Source organism: Sphingobacterium thermophilum (assembly GCF_039541675.1).
Classification (GTDB): domain Bacteria; phylum Bacteroidota; class Bacteroidia; order Sphingobacteriales; family Sphingobacteriaceae; genus Sphingobacterium; species Sphingobacterium thermophilum.
Map to the genome: position 1 here is coordinate 279,084 of NZ_BAABGR010000015.1, position 18,750 is coordinate 297,833.

Annotated in this window: 11 protein-coding genes and 2 tRNA genes; 8 read left to right on the top strand and 5 right to left on the bottom strand. The window is 41.6% G+C overall.

Going from position 1 to position 18,750, the window contains the following annotated elements; translation table 11 throughout:
* The first annotated feature begins 150 nt into the window (after nt 1-150).
* The 6 genes from ABD873_RS07165 (at nt 151) to ABD873_RS07190 (ending at nt 10,633) form a co-directional block, all read left to right on the top strand.
* Nucleotides 151-3,360, top strand: a complete 3,210-nt coding sequence (locus ABD873_RS07165; RefSeq protein WP_345066584.1) for a SusC/RagA family TonB-linked outer membrane protein — start codon at nt 151-153, stop codon at nt 3,358-3,360.
* A 10-nt stretch (nt 3,361-3,370) separates the two neighbouring features.
* Complete coding sequence (locus ABD873_RS07170) at nt 3,371-5,065, top strand: RagB/SusD family nutrient uptake outer membrane protein (protein WP_345066587.1); 1,695 nt, start codon at nt 3,371-3,373, stop codon at nt 5,063-5,065.
* Between the two features lie 12 nt (nt 5,066-5,077).
* The gene (locus ABD873_RS07175; RefSeq protein WP_345066590.1) at nt 5,078-6,763 is read left to right on the top strand and encodes a DUF5018 domain-containing protein; all 1,686 of its coding nucleotides are present in this window, start codon (nt 5,078-5,080) and stop codon (nt 6,761-6,763) included.
* Between the two features lie 62 nt (nt 6,764-6,825).
* A complete protein-coding gene (locus tag ABD873_RS07180; RefSeq protein ID WP_345066593.1) occupies nt 6,826-8,226 on the top strand; it encodes a family 10 glycosylhydrolase in 1,401 nt (466 codons plus the stop codon).
* 1 nt (nt 8,227) lies between these two features.
* Nucleotides 8,228-9,547, top strand: a complete 1,320-nt coding sequence (locus ABD873_RS07185; protein ID WP_345066596.1) for an alpha amylase family protein — start codon at nt 8,228-8,230, stop codon at nt 9,545-9,547.
* 51 nt (nt 9,548-9,598) lie between these two features.
* A complete protein-coding gene (locus ABD873_RS07190; protein WP_345066598.1) occupies nt 9,599-10,633 on the top strand; it encodes a phosphodiester glycosidase family protein in 1,035 nt (344 codons plus the stop codon).
* Between the two features lie 232 nt (nt 10,634-10,865).
* Here ABD873_RS07190 and pth read toward each other — a convergent pair whose 3' ends face one another.
* Both pth and ABD873_RS07200 read right to left on the bottom strand, forming a co-directional pair.
* Entirely contained in the window at nt 10,866-11,429 is a 564-nt protein-coding gene (gene pth, locus ABD873_RS07195; RefSeq protein WP_039054102.1) for an aminoacyl-tRNA hydrolase, read from the bottom strand.
* 80 nt (nt 11,430-11,509) lie between these two features.
* The gene (locus ABD873_RS07200; protein ID WP_039053991.1) at nt 11,510-12,100 is read right to left on the bottom strand and encodes a 50S ribosomal protein L25/general stress protein Ctc; all 591 of its coding nucleotides are present in this window, start codon (nt 12,098-12,100) and stop codon (nt 11,510-11,512) included.
* Nucleotides 12,101-12,294: 194 nt separating this feature from the next.
* On the opposite strand from ABD873_RS07200, the gene ABD873_RS07205 reads away from it, so the two are divergent.
* Together ABD873_RS07205 and ABD873_RS07210 are read left to right on the top strand one after the other, a co-directional pair.
* Complete coding sequence (locus tag ABD873_RS07205; RefSeq protein ID WP_345066605.1) at nt 12,295-13,563, top strand: Gfo/Idh/MocA family oxidoreductase; 1,269 nt, start codon at nt 12,295-12,297, stop codon at nt 13,561-13,563.
* Between the two features lie 18 nt (nt 13,564-13,581).
* Nucleotides 13,582-16,983 carry a DUF1080 domain-containing protein gene (locus ABD873_RS07210; RefSeq protein ID WP_345066608.1) on the top strand — a complete coding sequence of 1,134 codons (3,402 nt, stop codon included), beginning with the start codon at nt 13,582-13,584 and terminating at the stop codon, nt 16,981-16,983.
* Between the two features lie 79 nt (nt 16,984-17,062).
* Here ABD873_RS07210 and ABD873_RS07215 read toward each other — a convergent pair whose 3' ends face one another.
* The 3 genes from ABD873_RS07215 to ABD873_RS07225 all read right to left on the bottom strand — a co-directional run bounded on the left by ABD873_RS07215 (nt 17,063) and on the right by ABD873_RS07225 (nt 18,466).
* Nucleotides 17,063-18,019 carry a ribose-phosphate pyrophosphokinase gene (locus ABD873_RS07215; protein WP_345066611.1) on the bottom strand — a complete coding sequence of 319 codons (957 nt, stop codon included), beginning with the start codon at nt 18,017-18,019 and terminating at the stop codon, nt 17,063-17,065.
* Between the two features lie 147 nt (nt 18,020-18,166).
* A tRNA-Gln gene (locus ABD873_RS07220) sits at nt 18,167-18,237 on the bottom strand.
* Between the two features lie 158 nt (nt 18,238-18,395).
* Nucleotides 18,396-18,466, bottom strand: a tRNA-Gln gene (locus ABD873_RS07225).
* Between the last annotated feature and the right edge of the window lie 284 nt (nt 18,467-18,750).

The following is an 18,750-nucleotide window of genomic DNA, read 5'->3' on the forward strand; positions in this document are numbered from 1 at the left end:
AGCTAATATTTTATAATTTAGTGTATATAAACCTATTAAATTGCAATATGTAACCTTTTATTTCTAGCAATAACTGTATCGTTATTGGCTAAAGAGATTCACCAATCCTTATATTATTTTTGGAACAAACAAACACCAATTAAATAAATTATGAAATGTCTAAACTTTACTACATCTAATGTGTTTAGGGCTTTCTGCTTTATTACGATGCTGTTAAGTACCCTTTCCGTCTATGCGCAGACAATGGTGCAGGGAGTGGTACGCAATGAGCAAAATAGTCCTATTGCAGGAGCGACGATTAGAGTAAAAAATTCTAATCAAATGGTCTCATCCTCTACGGATGGAAATTTTTCAATTAGGGTGGACAAATTTCCGACACAAGTAGAGGTTTCTTTTGTAGGTTACGAAACCCAAACCGTTACTCTTAACGAGGCAAGGACGCTGACAATTGTTTTGCAGCAGTCTGATCGTGCTATCGAAGAGGTGATGGTCGTGGCGGCATACGGTACGCAGAAGAAAAGTACCATGGTAGGGTCTGTAGCTCAGATTTCAGGAGAAGAATTAAAGAAGGCTCCGGCAATGAACCTTACCAATGCTTTGGCGGGAAGGTTGCCTGGTTTGACCTCTTTACAGCAGTCGGGAAGACCTGGAGCAGATAATGCAGCCTTATATATCCGAGGCATCAGTACTTATGGAGGAAACCGATCTCCACTGTTGATTGTGGATGATGTGGAAAGACCGATTTCTACATTAGCGTATTTAGATCCTAATGAGATAGAATCTATTTCTACATTAAAAGATGCTGTGGCAACTTCCATGTATGGAGTTCAGGGCTCCAACGGGATTATCCTTGTAAAAACCAAATCCGGTGTGTCGACACCAACTAAGGTATCGTATGACTTCTCCTATAGCATAGGTCAAAATACACGATTACCAAAGTTTTTGGATGGACCGGACTATATGGCCTGGTATAATAAAGGTATAGAGATGGATAATGATGCCTTGTTAAATCTAGGTCAAAGTCCAATAGCATATGTATATTCTCAAGAGATGATAGATGCCGTACGAAATGGCACAAATACCAATCCTCTGCTAGGCAATACGGACTGGATGGGACTATTGGCTGGAGAGAATAGTTATTCACAACACCATTCAGCAACATTATCCGGAGGAAATAATAATACGCAGTATTTCGCTGCATTGAGTCATATGCTTCAGGATGGTGTAATCAACCATACGGATTTTAAACGCTATAATGTAAGAACAAATATTAATTCACGACTTGCAAGTTTCTTGGGATTCGGTGTGAATCTACATCTACGCCATCAGATAACAAATTTACCGGGTATAGCTCCGGATAATACTCAATATATGAATCCTTGGTATCAGGCAGCACGTATGTTGCCTAATATCCCTCAATATGCTCCTAACGGACTTCCAACATCCATTTCCAATCAGGTAGGACTTTTGAATCCGATAGCATCTGTTGAGAAATCCGGATACCAAAAATATTTGGGAAATATTTTTCAGGGACAAGCACATCTGAATTTCTATGTACCTGGTATTGATGGTTTGGTGGCGAAAGTTCAAGGAGCCTATGACTATACGCAACAGGAAAGCAAATCATGGGCACAACCTTATGAAACTATGGCCCGAGGCATGACTCAGGTGACAGGGGATTACAGTCTGCAAAAAACCGTACCTGGAATCACTGTTACGCGCTTGACACAAAATCATTCTGCGAGCTATAAACAAAATTTGCAAGCAAGTCTTAACTATAATAAGGTTTTTAACGACACACATTCTATAAGTGCTTTGGCCCTATATGAGTTCTCCAAGTCGTATGGTAACTCCTTTGGGGTAGGCGTGCGTAACTTCCCTATCACGATTATTCATGAATTGGACTATGGCTCCAAAGATCCTGAAGATATTATTGCTCCAGGAGGTGCGTCTGCCGCACAAATAAGACGTGCAGGCTTGGTGGCCCGTGTGAGCTATGGCTATAAGGAAAAGTACTTGCTAGAAGCAGTGAACAGATGGGACGCTTCCTCCTCTTTTGCTAAAAATAACAGATGGAATATGTTCCCTGCAGCAGGTCTGGGATGGGTCATTTCCAAAGAAGATTTCTTTAGCAATGTCAATAATATACAGTATTTGAAGCTTAAGGCTTCGTACGGTAAATCGGGTAACGATAAAGCTCAAGAAGGCTCATTCCCGTATATGGCCACATTCGTTCCTACATCCGATCCGGTGGTAGTAATCGATGGAGTTCCTGTAGCAGCATTATATACTTCCAATGTGCCTAACCCTAACCTCAAATGGGAAGAGACTTCTACATTCAATATTGGTTTTGAAACACGTTTCTTAAGGAAGTTCTCTTTGGAATTCGACTGGTTTTATAAGTATACTACCGGTATTTTGGGCTCTGTAAGTGGATTGTATCCACCATCTGTAGGAGGTTATTACCCTTCATTGGCTAATATCGGAGAGGTAGACAACAGAGGATTTGACGCTCAAGTAAAATACAATGATAATTTTGGAGATTTCCGTTTGAGTCTGACAGGAAACTTCAACTGGGCTCGTAACAGATATCTCAAATATCAAGAAGCAGATGGAACTCCTTCTCATCTAAGTGTAATTGGACGTTCTATTGGTGCGAAAAGAGGATATGTCGTTGAAGGGATGATCCAAACTTGGGAAGAAGCGTTCAACACGCCTTCGCCTTCAACAGGTGCTCTGGCGCCAGGATTTTTCAAATTCAAAGATCTTAATGGAGATGGTTTAATCACAAGCAGCGGGGATAGAACCTTTATCGGTAAATCCAATGTACCAGAGATCATGTTTGGTTTGGATATAAATTTAGCGTATAAAGGATTTGACTTTTCTGCTCTCCTTCAAGGAGCTGCAATAGCGGATGTTTCATTGGCAGGAACATATGAAGGTTCTGCAGGCGTTACTCAAGCCATCGACGATAATACCGTATGGACCAAGACATTCTATGGAAATGGTAATGCTCCATATTTCTTAGTAGAAAATGCTTGGCGTCCGGATAATCCAAATGCTAAATTCCCAAGATTGACAGCCAATCAGGTGGGATTGTCATCAAACAATGCCCATGCCAACTCAGGCTGGATTCGTAGTGGAGATTATCTGCGTCTGAAATCTATGCAGTTAGGCTATACACTACCTAAAAAATTTGTTGATAAAGCTAAAATTCAAAGCTTTAGACTATTCGTAACAGGTTCTAACTTGTATACCTGGGATCATTTGAAATATATAGATCCGGAAATGCCGAATGTTACGTTGGGTTTCTATCCTCAGCAACGTTTATATGAATTTGGTGTAAGTGTAACCTTCTAAATCTTAAGTCATGAGAATCAAAAATAAATTAAAATATAGTTTGCTGGCTTTAATAGCATCAACGACAGTAAGCATTCAAAGCTGTAGTATAGATGTGGTGCCACAAGACCGATATGCGGAGGAAGCTGTATGGGCCGATCCATCAACTATTGAACTGTATGTAGACGGTTTGTACGCAGAGTTCAAAAATTTCCAGTTTGGGTTGTTTCCAGGTCTAGGATATGATAATGCCATGGATGCCTTGGCCGATATCATGAAATTTACCTCTACAGTACCGGGTAATGGTACGGTGAATATATTAATTTCTAGTTCAAGCCAATTTTCGCCTTCAAGCGTGGGATTGAACTATTGGAGTACGGGATATACCCGCATCAGACGTGTCAACGAATTTATAGAAGGAGTGAGAACCAAGTCGTTGTTGAGCGACGAGGAAAAAGTAAAATACGAAGCGGAAGCAAGATTTATCCGTGCCTACACCTATTTCTGGCTAGCCAAAATCCATGGTTCTGTTATCATCCAAGATGATATCAATACCTATAATGAGAAGGATAAACAACGCTCTAGTGAAGAACAGGTTTATGACTTTATGATTCAAGACCTGAAATATGCAGCCGAAAATCTGCCGGTAAACGCACTTGCCGGACGGGCGAACAAGGGGGCAGCATATGCTCTGTTGTCGAGAGTCGCTCTTTATGCAGGGTCTATTGCCCAATATGATCGCAAGCAGTTTAATTCTGATCCACTGACCGGAATTACAGAATCAAGAGCACGTGAATTCTATCAGATTGCGGCCGATGCTGCAGAATCTGTCCGTAGTCTTAATAAATATGAGTTGGATGGCAATTATGCTTCTATCTTCACTAATAAAAACACGAAGGAAGCAATATTTCGTGTAGATTTTGTTTATCCTTCCATCACCCATCAATATGATTACGGATATGCTCCACCACGCGATAATAATGGAATGACCTTAGTGTATGGTGTGCCTACCGCTGAACTTGTGGATGAGTTTGAGATGGAAGATGGAACAAAATTCTCTTGGACTAATCCGGAACATGCTGCCAATCCATATGATAAGCGTGAGCCTCGTTTCTATGCTACCATCCTATATAATGGGGCATCATGGAAAGGAAGAACCTTAAATACCACTACTTCCGATCAGATTGAAGGGTTTATTCAATATGGAGTGGAAGCAGAACCAAAAAGAACTGTTACAGGTTATTATGCTAAGAAGCTGTTAGATCCAAACAATACGAATCTTCTGGTTAACCGCAGTACGCAAAGTTGGATAGAACTACGTTATGCGGAGGTTTATTTGAATTTGGCAGAGGCCAAAGCAGGCCTTGGGGATTTTGCCGGTTCGGCAAGCGTATTGTCGGAGCTGCGTGCCAAACGAGGGCTGGGAATGGTAAATTACAACAACCAGTCATCGGCTATGGCAGCCATAGAGCACGAACGTATGGTCGAGTTAGCCTTTGAAGGGCATCGTTTCTGGGATCTGCGCAGATGGAGAAAAGCACATATTGTGCTGAACGGTAGACGTGTGACAGGCCACAAAATAGAAAGTACTGGAGGAAGTTACTCGTATCAAGTGGTAGATGCAGATAATGTGGACAGAAGTTTTAACCCTAGACTATATTATCTGCCGATTCCTGAGTCTGAAGTATTAGTCAACTTAGGTCTTACACAAATTCAAGGTTGGTAAAAAGATATTCGTATGAAGACTTTAATAAATTATATACTGTCATTTTTAGTGCTTGGACAATTAGTATGTTCTTGTGCTAAACCTAACTATGTTGCACCTAACGATGATTCTATCATCAAAGATTTCTATGCAACACTTGAAGGAAAAGGAAGAGAGAGGCTCTTCGAAAGTACTATTAGCAATGACACAATCTATGTCAATATAGATTACTATTATCCTATTGATTCCGACAATGAAGTGGACCTTTCAAAAATCCTTCTTAAGGCGTCAGTACCGGTAGATGCGAAAATAGAACCTTCGTTAGAGGGTTTTACGGATCTTAATAATCCTTTGCATATTACCGTTACAGCAGGAGATGGAACGCAATCTAAATATGTAGTCGTAGCCAACAAGAAAGGTAATACCGATGTGTTTGCCGCTACCCTATATTATGAGGATGTGTTAGGAGCCACCCAAGAAGTGTCTGCTATTATTTTGGGTACGAACATCAACTTCTCTTTGGTGCCAGGTACAGTGCTAAACAACCCTAGGGTTATTTACACCATCAACCGACATGCTTCGGCCTCTATTCCTAATGGTGGAGCGGTGAATTTAGATAATGATGTTCCTTTTGTGGTTACCTCAGCAGGTAATGCCCGTAAGACTTATACTATGAAAGTGGTGGAAGCGAAGAAACTTGCTAAAGGTATACGTCCGGGTAGTGCTAAGGTAATGTTTGCGAAGAAGCTGAAAGATGACCTCGGTCTTCCGGATGATCATCTTACTACAGGTCTAGCTGTGTCAGGTAAATATTTAGTGATCAACACACGCAACCGTAATAGCATCTATTTGAATGGTGTTACCGGTCAAAAGGAGGGCGAAGTGGACATGACGGGCTTTATCGGCAGTCTTCGTAACTTCTATGCTACCTCAGACAATGCTGGCAACATATTGGTATGCAACCTGACCACGAACGATGGCAATACCTTTATGATTTATAAAGTTACTTCCGTAAATGCAACACCTCAACCTTTTATTTCGTGGAATACCGGAGGTAGAGGATTCGGACGTAAGTTCTCAGTGGTGGGCGATATTAACCAGAACGCTATCATCACAGCACCTCTTGTAGGTAACGCTACACAAAACTCATTTGCAAGATGGCAGGTGTCCAACGGACAGCTTGTGTCCCAAACACCGGATATCATTGATATCAACGGTTATGCATGGAACTGGAATAACGCTGATGTGAAGTATATGACCCCGTCACTTTCTAGTGATTATTATGTGGTGGGATATAATCCGTCTACCAACAACCTTGGTAAAGTGAGCGGTCAAAACCATTCTGTTACTTCAGCCAATACAACATTGAACACAAACTTTATCGTCAATTCGGTAGACTATATAGAGTTCAATAATGGTAAGTACGTAGCCTATAATCATGTGAATGGTTTCAACTGGGGATCTGCTGACCAAGTGTTTTTGTTGGATGCAGAGATGCCTCTTGTTGGCGATCCTTCCTCGGCGACAGCTCCTACAAACTTGATTTGGGCAGCTTCTAAAGGCGCTTATGGGCCTAATGCCGCGAGTGCCGCAACCAATACGAATGGAACGGGAGATGTGGTGATGGCTGTATCTGAAAACGGATACTTCCTTTATCTATATTTTATGTTTACCAACGGATATGTTGTCGGGGTACAGTTCGATTGTATCGATATTTAGGTTAAATTAGGTCAAATAGTTTGGAGTAGCGCGCAAGCGCTACTCTTTTAAATTTTTAAGCTATGAAGAAGAAATTTTTTGTTTTAGCGGTTGCCTTATTGAGTTTATTTGCTTGTTCGAAAGATAATCATACCCCACCTAGTCTGAATGTGCCGGAAGAACCGGAACCACCTACAAACCCTATAACGCCAGGAAGAAATGTCGTAGTTTGGGTGGATGCTAGATCTAACGTCTTCGGAACGTACGGAAAGTTCAGCAGCAAAACCGAAATCGTCAATATTCTGGATAGGCTGGAAGACTGTGGCGTGACAGGCTTGGTAATAGATGTAAAGCCTTCCTCAGGCTATACCATGTATAACAGTGCATATACAAAAGAATGGACCTCCTACGATGGAAAGACCAAGCCTGCTGACTATGTAGAATTCCTCATCAGTGAGGCTAAAAAAAGAAAAATGAAAACCTACCTTTCCATAGTTACTTTCGTGGAAGGAAACACAGGAGGTGTAGGATATGTATGGGATAATCCGGAATTTAAGGAAAAATATGAGTCTATTGTCGTAAAAGATACGCAAGGAACATTGGGACGCATTTCCACTACTGGCAAGAGCGTCTTCGTGAATCCGGCACATCCGGAAGTACAGGAACGTGTATTAAACCTTCTTAAAGAGATGGTCGGTAAGTTCGATATGGATGGTATTATTCTGGATTACTGCCGCTATACCGATATCAATGCAGACTTTTCCGACTTCTCAAAAACTAAATTTATCGAGTTCTTAAGAACAAAATACAATGATACTCAAGCAAGCTCGATGAATTTCCCTACAGATATTGTCTCCTCTTGGAGAGAGTCATCAGGACAACTTCTTCCTGCCACGACAGGAAAATATTACAAGCAATGGCTTGTGTTTAGAGCAAGTGTTATCCAAGATTTTATCAAGAAAGCTAGGGCTGCGGTAAAATCAGTGAAGTCCAATGTAAGTTTTGGTGTCTATGTAGGTGCTTGGTATACCACTTACTATCAAGTAGGGGTGAACTGGGCAAGCAAGGAATACGATCCATTTCAGGATTTTAATGTGCGTTTCGATTGGGCATACCCCGGATATGGTGAGACGGGATACCTAGAAGAACTGGACTTGTTAATGACAGGCAATTATTTTACGCAGATTATGTTGTCCGAAAATCCGGCGACAGCAAGTATGAAGTACCATTGGTGGAGCATTGAAGGGTCTCTTAATGGTATTGAATACATCACCAAAAATAAAAAACCTATTTATGGAAGTTTGGATGTGGGCAACGTAAACTATGCAAGCAAATCCGAGATTTCCAGAGCCATAAAATATATTCTTTCCCGCACGTCGGGCGGTATCATGCTTTTTGACGTAGTGCACATGTATGCTCCACAATATAACTATCTGAAACAGGAGCTTTTTGATGCAATAAAAGAGGGAGTTAAAAATCAGTAAAATGAAATTTTTAAACGCTATATTTCTGCTGGCATTGCTGTTTACAGGCTGCCAGCAGGCTACTTCGCAGCACGATAAGAGCAAATATTTCGTTCATAGAAATATTCTTTGGTTTGACGCGACAGCCAACTTCGATCGTTTTTGTTCTAAAGATTCTATCACTTTTTATCTAGAAAAGTCCAAAGAGGCCGGTATCACCGATGTTGTGGTAGATGTAAAACCTATTACGGGAGAGGTACTGTATCCAAGTAAGATTGCTCCTGTAATGATATCGTGGGGGCAGTCCGGTGTAAAGAAGGATCTTTTATGGGATATGCTATCCTACTTTATCGAAGAAGGACATCGTCTGGGATTGAAAGTGCATGCTTCTACTAACGTATTTGTGGCAGGACACAACTTCTTCGACAGAGGTGTGGTTTATGAAGATACTACAAAAGCGCAGTGGCAGACACTTTCCTATTTACCGGAAGGATTTAAACCCATCACTGAACAGAAAAGCAAGTATTCTGCCATGCTAAATCCTGCCTTACAGGAAGTAAGAGACTATGAACTGTCTATCCTGAAGGAGCTGGTGAGTCTTTATCCTAAGTTGGATGGTCTTATCTTGGACAGGGTACGCTTTGATAACCTAAACGCTGACTTTTCAGCAGCAAGCAAAGAGGCTTTTGAAAAGTACATAGGTCAACGTTTAGAAAGATTTCCTGAAGATATTTTCTACTTCGAGGGAAATAAGCGTATTGAAGGGAAATGGTATAAGACCTGGCTAGAGTGGAGGGCAAGTATCATCCATGACTTTATCTATACAGCAAGGGAGGCGTTGAAGGCGATAAATCCAGATCTGATTTTCGGCGATTATACCGGTTCTTGGTATCCTTTGTATTTCGATGTAGGAGTAAACTTTGCTAGCAAAGATTACGATCCAAGTCAGGAATTTGATTGGGCAACCCCTGAATATAAAAATTATGGCTATGCAGAAGCTTTGGACCTCTTCACTACCGGTAACTATTATTTTGAGGTAGAGAAAGCCGAAATTGCCAAACAGGACGATAGTCAGGAGAAAACCTTGGAATCCGGTCTTGTCGTAAAGAAAGAAGACTGGTATACCGTAGAAGGATCTGCCGACCTTGTAAATAGAGTTGTAAATGGGGTTGCTCCCGTCTATGCCGGCCTATATGTGGAACAATATAAGGGGCATCCAGAGCAATTTGTAAAAGCACTCAGGATGTGTCGTAAAAAATCGCAAGGTTCCATGGTCTTCGATATCGTACATATCATTAATTATGGTTGGTGGGATGAATTGAAGAAAGGCTTGAGGGATTAGACTACCTAGCGCAAATCATCTAATTAATAGTATTACTTAAATTTTATGAGTATGATTAGATTCTGGACAAAACTTCTTCTCGCTGTGGTTATTTCTTCTACTGTAGCGTGTAAGGAAGAAACTCACGTACCACCGCAATGGGGTATAGAAGATCCTGCCGATGACAGAGAGAAAAATGAAGATATAGTAAAATTGGGGTGGACCAATGTTGGAGATACCTTCGGAAAATTGCCAAATTATATATCTGTCTATAAATCTCCATCTACCTTACAGAATAAACAGGCTATAGCTTATATCGCTGTGGCAGATATGACGAAAGCTACTTTTGATGTTCTTGGCGATATAGGTTATGATGCCACCGCAGGAGGCTATGGAGGTAAGTCGGTAAATACTCTTACCCAATTTTATGAAAAGAACAACCGTCCTATTATCATTAACGCCGGATTGTTCTATTATGCCAATGCCTTTTATTTTTCACAAAATCTTGTGGTGAGAAATGGGGTATTGCTGGCTCCTAACCAAAATTATTATTCTAAAGATTGGGTGACAATGTGGTATCCTACTTTAGGGGCCTTCTCGCAAATGCAGGATAATTCATTCAAGGTGTCTTGGACCTATTTTACGAGCGATAAGGTGAATTATAGCTACAATAAACCAGCACCTAACGATATTAACAAAGCACCGTTACAAGTTCCCAATGCTACTTTTCCGGAGACAGCTACCGTGCTGAACGCTAAAACAGCGATAGGAGGTGTGGGCGTACTTCTGAAAGATGGCGATGTGAAAAACACTTATGTCGAGGAGATGTTGGACGTATCTTCCACCTCTAACCAGCCGCGAACAGCTATCGGCATACGTGCTGACAAAAAGATGGTGCTCTTTGTCTGTGAAGGTCGAAATGTCACGCCTGGTGTAGCTGGGCTTACTACTCTTGATGTGGCCAATGTCATGAAAGCTTTGGGGTGTGTGGACGCCTTAAACCTCGATGGAGGTGGTTCAAGTGGTATGCTTGTCAACGGTAAAGAAACCATCAAGCCTAGCGGGGGTACACAACGAGCAGTGCTGACAGGTGTTAGTCTGCACTGAGGTATGTTTAATAGCAGAAGAGCCATCATAGAATGGCTCTTCTGCTATTTCGGCTCTTTGAAGAAAACAGACGTATTGTCGTAGAGAGATGTGGGCTACCCCATTTTTCGATACTTCTGTTGAATCAATAAAGGCGATAGTGCCTTCTGTTTTAGCTCATCTGCTTGAGTCTTAGCTTTTGGCTTAAACAGAAAAAAACTTGTAATATACAAGGTTTAGAAGTGTGTCGGACTTATTTAGTATTGAGGTTGGTCATAGTCAGCTCTATACCTATGCTTACAAAAGAATGCACCATCTTGACGGCATGTTCGATAAGAGAGGGTAGCTGTTGTTGTTCTTCTTTATCGAAAGGGCCCAATACATATTCTACTTGTCTGCCTTTAGGGTAGTTGTTTCCTATCCCAAAGCGTAGGCGTGGGTAGTTCTGGCCGCCACAAAGTGCTTCGATGGATTTCAGTCCGTTATGTCCGGCTGCCGATCCTTTAGGTTTGATGCGCAGGGAGCCAAAGGGTATAGCTAGATCATCCACGATGACCAGCACGTTCGATAGAGGAACTTTCAACTGTTGCATCCAATAATTAACGGCCTTGCCGCTGAGGTTCATGTAGGTCGTAGGTTTGATGACATATACGTTGTGTCCACGCAACTTGAATTCGGTATAGTAAGCGTGGCGCAGCAATGACCAAGTTGTGCCGGCCTGACGGGCTAGCTCATCCGCAACCATGAAACCTATATTGTGTCGGGTGTCAGCATATTCGCTGCCTATATTTCCAAGACCTACGATAAGAAAATTCATAGCACAAAGGTATAAAATCATTTAAAACAAAAAGGGCATTCCAATGATGGATGCCCTTTTTATATATCTGTCGAAAAAAATTATTTTTTCTTCGCTGCTTTTGCTGCTTCTTGTTCAGCTTGACGCAATGCACGTGACATTACTACAGATACGATAGTATCGTCAGCGTTGTTTAAGATTCTTGCGTTTTCTAATTGGATCTGACCTACACGGATAGATTTACCAACTTCTAATGATTCCATAGGAACCTCGATGTATTGAGGAAGGTTTGCTGGTAAAGCTTTAACACGAAGCTTACGCAACTTTTGAACTAATTTACCCCCCATTTTAACACCTGGAGAAGTTCCTGTTAATTTAACAGGGATATTTAATGAAACTTCTTTGTCGTCGATCAACTCTAAGAAGTCTACGTGTCTTACTTGGTCAGTCAATGGGTGAAATTGAGCATCTTGAACGATAGCTTTTACAGTTTTGCCGTCGATAGTTAATTCTACGAATACTACGTCAGCAGTGTAAAGAACTGGTTTCAAATCAGCTGCGGATACAGAAAGGTGGATTTGTTCAGCACCTCCATAAAGAACTGCAGGAACTAAGCCTTGGTAGCGCAATTCTTTTGCATCTCTTTTCCCTACGTTCTGTCTTACAGAACCGCTAATAGCAATTGATTTCATATGTTTTTAAATAAAATTTGAGGTGCAAAAATAAGTATATTTTCTGAAAAATTAAAAATAAATGTTTGATAGACTTAATTTTAAAAAATTGCAATAAACGGGAATGTTTATTGTAAATTTTTTATATTTGAACGTCTCCAATGTGCGTCATTGGATATTGTAGCCTAATTTATAAACCAAAATAGCATCAACATATGGAAAAAACGAATTCTTCAAGACGTGATTTTATTAAAAAATCATTGATTGGAGCTGCAGCATTCAGTATTGTTCCCAGACACGTTTTGGGAGGTAAAGGTTATTTAGCACCATCCGACCACCTTACCAAAGGAGTTATTGGGGTAGGTTCGATGGGTAGAGGTCACTTTAAATATGCCGGGACGAAAACAGTAGCTATTTGTGATGTTGATACAAGCCATCTGGAGTTGGCACAGAAAGCTTTAGGTGGTGGTGTTAAAGAATACCATGACTTCAGGGACTTGATTCAAGATCCTAGTGTAGATATCGTACATATTGCTACTCCGCCGCATTGGCATGGTATCATGGCTGTAGAAGCCGCCCGTGCGGGGAAAGATATATGGTGCGAAAAGCCGATGACGCGCACAATAGGTGAAGGAAAAAAAGTGATGGAGGCAGTAGCGCAGCACGGAAATATTTTCCGTCTGAATACATGGTTTAGATTTGACGCTAAATTTTACGGAATGAATGTTCCGGTAAAGAAAATAAAAAAATTAGTAGATACAGGTTTGTTGGGCTGGCCGCTTAAGGTTACCATCAGCAAGCATACCGGCTTTGACTGGAAGTTTTATTGGGTAGGAAAAGAAAACCTTCCTGTAGAGCAGGTACCCAAAGAGTTGGACTACGACATGTGGTTAGGTCCGGCACCTTTCAAGCCATATAGTAGACACCGTACTCATACTACTTTCCGTGGGTACTGGGATTATGATGGAGGAGGGCTAGGAGATATGGGACAGCATTATCTCGATCCGGTACAGTATTTCTTAGGAAAGGACAACGAAAGCCCTATCAAGATAGAGGTGGATGCCCCACAACAACATTTTGACGCTGTAGGCACCTGGCGTAAAATTACCTACACCTATGCCGACGGCTGTCAAATCATCTTGGATGGCGAAGGTTCGGAAGTAGGTAAAGCTTATATCGAAGGACCTAAAGGTAAGCTGTATCGTGGTTTTGTGTCCGATATTCCGGATTTGGAACGTAAGCTTGCACAATATCCAGATCCAGAGCCGCAGATGACGGACTTTGTGGAAGCGGTGCGCACACGTCAGAAGTTTGCCTTGAATGAAATCAACGGCTACTATTCTTGTACGTTAGTGAACTTGGGATTGGCGGCATTACGCCTTAACAGAACCTTACATTATGATTCTGCTAAGCAGGAGTTTGTCAACGACGAAGCTGCAAACAGATTAATCAATCAACCGATGAGAGGTCCGTGGACTATTTAATTTCCTTACCTAGCAATTATGAAAAAGATTTTTAATACACTATCGATACTACTTTTATTGCAGGCAGCTTCTTATGCACAGCAACCCGCAGGCCGTACGACGGAAACCAAAATTGCTGACGTGCTGGCACAGCAGCCTGCCGAAGAGCAAAGCAAATTTTTGTTGGCCATGCATGAGCTCGAGAACTTCTCTTCAGAAGATATCGCCGAGCTTGTGGCTAAGTTGAGAAAACAAGGTACGCAAACCAACTCCACCATCGAGTTTGCGACAAACTCATACGCCCTGTATGTGATGCAGCCGGGCAAGGAAGCTTTTCGCGCCAAATATGTGAAAGGCTTGCTTCTAGGTTTGGATAAGGTTAAAGATCCGAACAACAAAGGCTATATCCTAGAACTGCTGAAGTTCTGTGCCAAGGATGATGCGGTAGAGAAGGTGGCAACCTATCTTGCTGACGACTATCTGGCTGAAAAGGCAGCACGCGTGCTAAGCGCAGTGAATAGTCCTTCTTCTGCGGCGGCACTTAACAAAGCGTTGGCCGGAGATGTGAACGAAAAAAGAGCAAATGCAATAATAGGAGCCTTAGGAGAGGTAAGAAACAAAGAGGCAGAAGCTCGTATCATAGAGCTCCTAGGTAAATACAATTCGGAGAACTTCCAAAGAAATGCATTGACAGCCCTTAGTAGAATAGGAGGCGAGAAGTCTTTCGATATCCTTTATGCTAAGGCTAAAGCCGTAAACCTAGAGTATGACAGAACGAATGCCTCTGCCCTGCTGTTAGAATACGCGAATAGCCTGGCGAAAAACGGACATAATAATCTAGCTCTCTCTGTAGCTTCCAAAGTGTATAATGAAGCTTCAGAGGATAAAGGTATTGGGGCTAAAGTTGCGGCATTGGAGTTGCTTGCAAGACTCGACGCAAAAGGACAACGTAAGAATCTGTTGGCCTTGACTTCGGGTAAAAATACTATCCTTCGTAATGTGGCTTTAGGTCTGTTGGGAACCGATGTTACGGCATCAGAGATGAAAAAGATTACTTCTTCTCTGGTTAAGTTAGAGCCCGAAGCTCAGGAGAATGTGCTCAACTTCCTAAAGACGAAAGATGCTACATCTTCTATCAAAGCTATAGAAAAAAGCCTTCCAAAGTTGAAGAACGAAGATGCCCGTATTGCAGCGTTAAACACGTTGTCGGCATTGACAAAAGGAACAAATACCGCTTTTCTTATCAAGCAGATTGCCGGTGCTTCGGAAAAAGAGCTTAACGTAATAAAAACATTATTGCTGACCTCTAAGGATGCACAAACCATCAACATTGTGAATGGTGCATTGGTGTCGGCAGATGCTAAGACGCAACTCGCATTGTTGGATGTGTTATCGAAGCGATCGAATCCTCAGTCCGCTGCTGAAATTTTCAAACTTATCAATACGGCACAGGGCGATGTGAGAGCTGCAGCTTTCGAAGCACTGCCTAACGTGGTCAACGATGGCGACTTCGATACGTTGGCGGAACTGCTTGGCAAAGCCAACGCTAAGGAAATCAAACAGGTTCAGAAAGCAGCTATCGTGGCCTTGCAAAACAATCCTAACAAGGCCGATATCGTTAAAAAGCTTTCGGCCAACATTTCGCGATCCATGGCGCCATCAGCAGCTCGCTACTTTCCGATCTTTGCCGGAGAGGGCAGCAATGAGTCTCTGCAGACGGTAAAAAACTACCTTGGCACAGATAATCCTTTGCGCACGGATGCTATCAAAGCTTTGGCAAGCTGGTCTAATCCCTCATCATTGGATGCCCTCACTACGCTGTTACGTACAGAGAAAGACGGTAAATTGTTTGGTATAATCTTCGACGGCTTCATCAAGCAGCTTAATGCAAGTACTGTTAACAATGACCAGAAAACATTGTTGCTGAAAGATGCTTTTGAATTTGCTCAAACCGACGCACAGAAAAATACGGCGCTTGCTAGCTTGAAAGCTACAGGAACCTACTCTGCATTAGCTTTTGCAAGTAGATTCTTGTCCGACCCTAAACTAAAGGATACCGCTACAGATGTAGTGATGAACATCACTGCCGACAACAAGTCTTACTACGGTTCCGATGTCCGCAATTGGCTGGAGCAAGCTAAAAATAATCTTTCAGGCAGCGAAAGTTCGTATTTGAGAGAAGCGATAGTACGCCATCTTGCTGAAATGCCTAAAGGAGAAGGCTACGTTTCTCTTTTCAACGGTAAAGATCTTTCGGGATGGAAAGGCTTAGTGGAAAACCCTATCAAGCGTGCTAAGATGTCAGAGAAAGAGCTTGCAGAAAAACAAGCTATAGCAGATCAGAAAATGCGTGACAGCTGGTACGTAGAAAATGGAACGCTCGTGTTTTCCGGAAAGGGAGATAATATCGCTACTGTAAAGCAGTATGGCGACTTCGAACTTATCTTGGACTGGAAATTGGACAAAAACGGTAAAGAGCCGGACGCGGGTGTTTATCTACGAGGTACCCCTCAGGTACAGATTTGGGATATCGCTCGTACCAATGTGGGAGCCCAAGTGGGATCCGGCGGTCTATACAACAATAAAGTGCATGAATCCAAGCCACTGAAAGTTGCCGATAACCCACTAGGAGAATGGAACAATTTTAAAATCCGTATGGTAGGAGATAAAGTATGGGTATGGCTGAACGGTGAATTGGTGGTAGATAGCGTAACTATGGAAAATTACTGGGATAGAAACCAGCCAATTTTCCCAATAGAGCAGATAGAGCTGCAGGCTCATGGCTCTAAAGTGTGGTACAGAGATATCTTCATCAAGGAGTTGCCACGCAAGCAAGTGTTTACCCTATCAGAGCAAGAGAAAAAAGAAGGGTTCCAGATGTTGTTCGACGGAACAAACCTCGACAAATGGACTTCCTCTCCTGCCTATGAGATCAATGAAGAGGGGGCACTACGCGCTAATCCCGATGCCAAATTTGGCAAGAATATCTACACCAAAGAGGAGTATGGTGATTTCGTGTTACGTTTTGAATTCAAACTAACTCCAGGAGCCAACAATGGGGTTGGGGTGCGAGCTCCATTGGAAGGCGATGCGGCTTATCTAGGATATGAAATTCAGGTTTTGGATGATTATGCCGATGTGTATAAAAATTTGAAACCTTACCAGTATCATGGCTCGGTGTATGGTATCATTCCAGCGAAACGCGGCGCATTAAAGCCTGCAGGTGAATGGAATGAACAGGAAATCCGAATGCAAGGCTCTAAAATTAAGGTGACCTTGAATGGTAAAGTTATCGTGGATGGAGATATCAAGGAAGCTACCAAGAATGGTACTTCAGACAAGAAGGACCATCCAGGACTAAAACGCACATCAGGCCATATCGGCTTCTTAGGTCATGGTACGGAAGTGTTTTTCAGAAATATCCGTATCAAAAGTCTATAATGAAATAGAAATAGAAAATTAATGAACAAAAAAACCAACGCTTAAGCGTTGGTTTTTTTGTTTTATATTGAAAAGGTTATTATTCCACAACAAAAAGATCTGAGATAGACGAGTGTTCGTTTACACTTTTTATTGCTTTAGCAAAAAGATCCGCGGTAGACAATACTTTGATTTTTGTCGTATGCTTAGCTTTTTCAGGATCTAACTGAATGGTGTCTGTTACAATCATTTCCGAAAGTACCGAATTTTCAATAGTCTCGTAAGCTTTACCTGATAAGACAGCATGTGTACATACGGCTCTTACTGAGTTTGCTCCATTTTCCATGATCAAGGCAGCAGCTTTGGAAAGAGTACCTGCTGTATCGCAAATGTCGTCGATCAACACCACATCTTGTCCTTTCACGTCACCGATGATAGACATGGACTCGATTTCATTGGCGCGTTTGCGTCTTTTGTCACAAATTATTACCTCTGCATTGAAGAATTTAGCAAAAGTACGGGCACGATACGAACCGCCCATATCCGGAGAAGCTATCGTCAAGTTTGGTAATTTTAATGATTTGATGTAAGGAACGAAGATTACCGAACCATCCAGATGGTCTACAGGGATATCGAAGAATCCTTGAATCTGAGCAGCGTGCAAGTCCATCGTCATGATACGGCTGGCACCGGCGGCAGTAATCAGATTGGCAATCATTTTTGCTCCGATAGCGACACGAGGTTTGTCCTTACGGTCCTGACGTGCAAAACCGAAGTACGGAACAACAGCTGTAATGTAGTGTGCTGAAGCTCTCTTCGCCGCGTCGATCATTAAAAGAAGTTCGAAAAGATTGTCAGTAGGTTGGTTGGTAGATTGGATAAGAAAAACATCACTTCCTCTTACAGATTCATTGTAAAACGGTTGAATTTCGCCGTCACTGAATCTTGATAGAGTCATCTCTCCTAATTCTTTACCATAAGATTTGGCGATTTTTTCTGCGAGTTCTTTGGTTCCCGAACCAGCGAATAATTTAACGGTGTTAAATTGCAAAGGCATGGTATGTGTGTATTTATATGTTTTTTGTGAATGATGGACAAAGTTAGAGAAATGAATTTGAAAATAAAAAGTTTATAATGAGGTTGTCAGCGTGACAGAAGGAGGGAATAAAAAAAGAGAGTTTCAGCAATGAAACTCTCTTTTTTGTTGTCCGACCAGGATTCGAACCTAGACAAACAGAACCAAAATCTGTCGTACTACCATTATACTATCGGACAATACCGTCGAATTTGTTAACCTCTCAGGAGGCCTTTCGAAATTCTGCTGCGAAGATAGAAAACTAAATGTTAATTCTGCAAATGATTTTTAATTTTTTTGCAAAAAAGCTTCTCTTCGAGCATAAAAAAGAGAGCTACTTTCGCAACTCTCTTTTTTGTTGTCCGACCAGGATTCGAACCTGGACAAACAGAACCAAAATCTGTCGTACTACCGTTATACTATCGGACAAACTGTGTCAAACTTCGATATCGTTTGACAATGCAAATATATACTGTTTTTTTTACTTGTCAAATTTTTTGTAACACTAAAATTTATCTATATTGATTTTCAGGGCTATATTTTTCTTCTTTAAAGAGCTGATAAACCTATGGAGTCCTCTAAAAATGTAAAGCAGTGTTAAAAAGTAATTTATTTATTCATTTGTATTGATGTATTCCTTATTTTCGAAGCATTGTTTTAACACAAATAACCGTTTGATTAACTTGATCAGTTATTCTTCTGATTTGTAACGA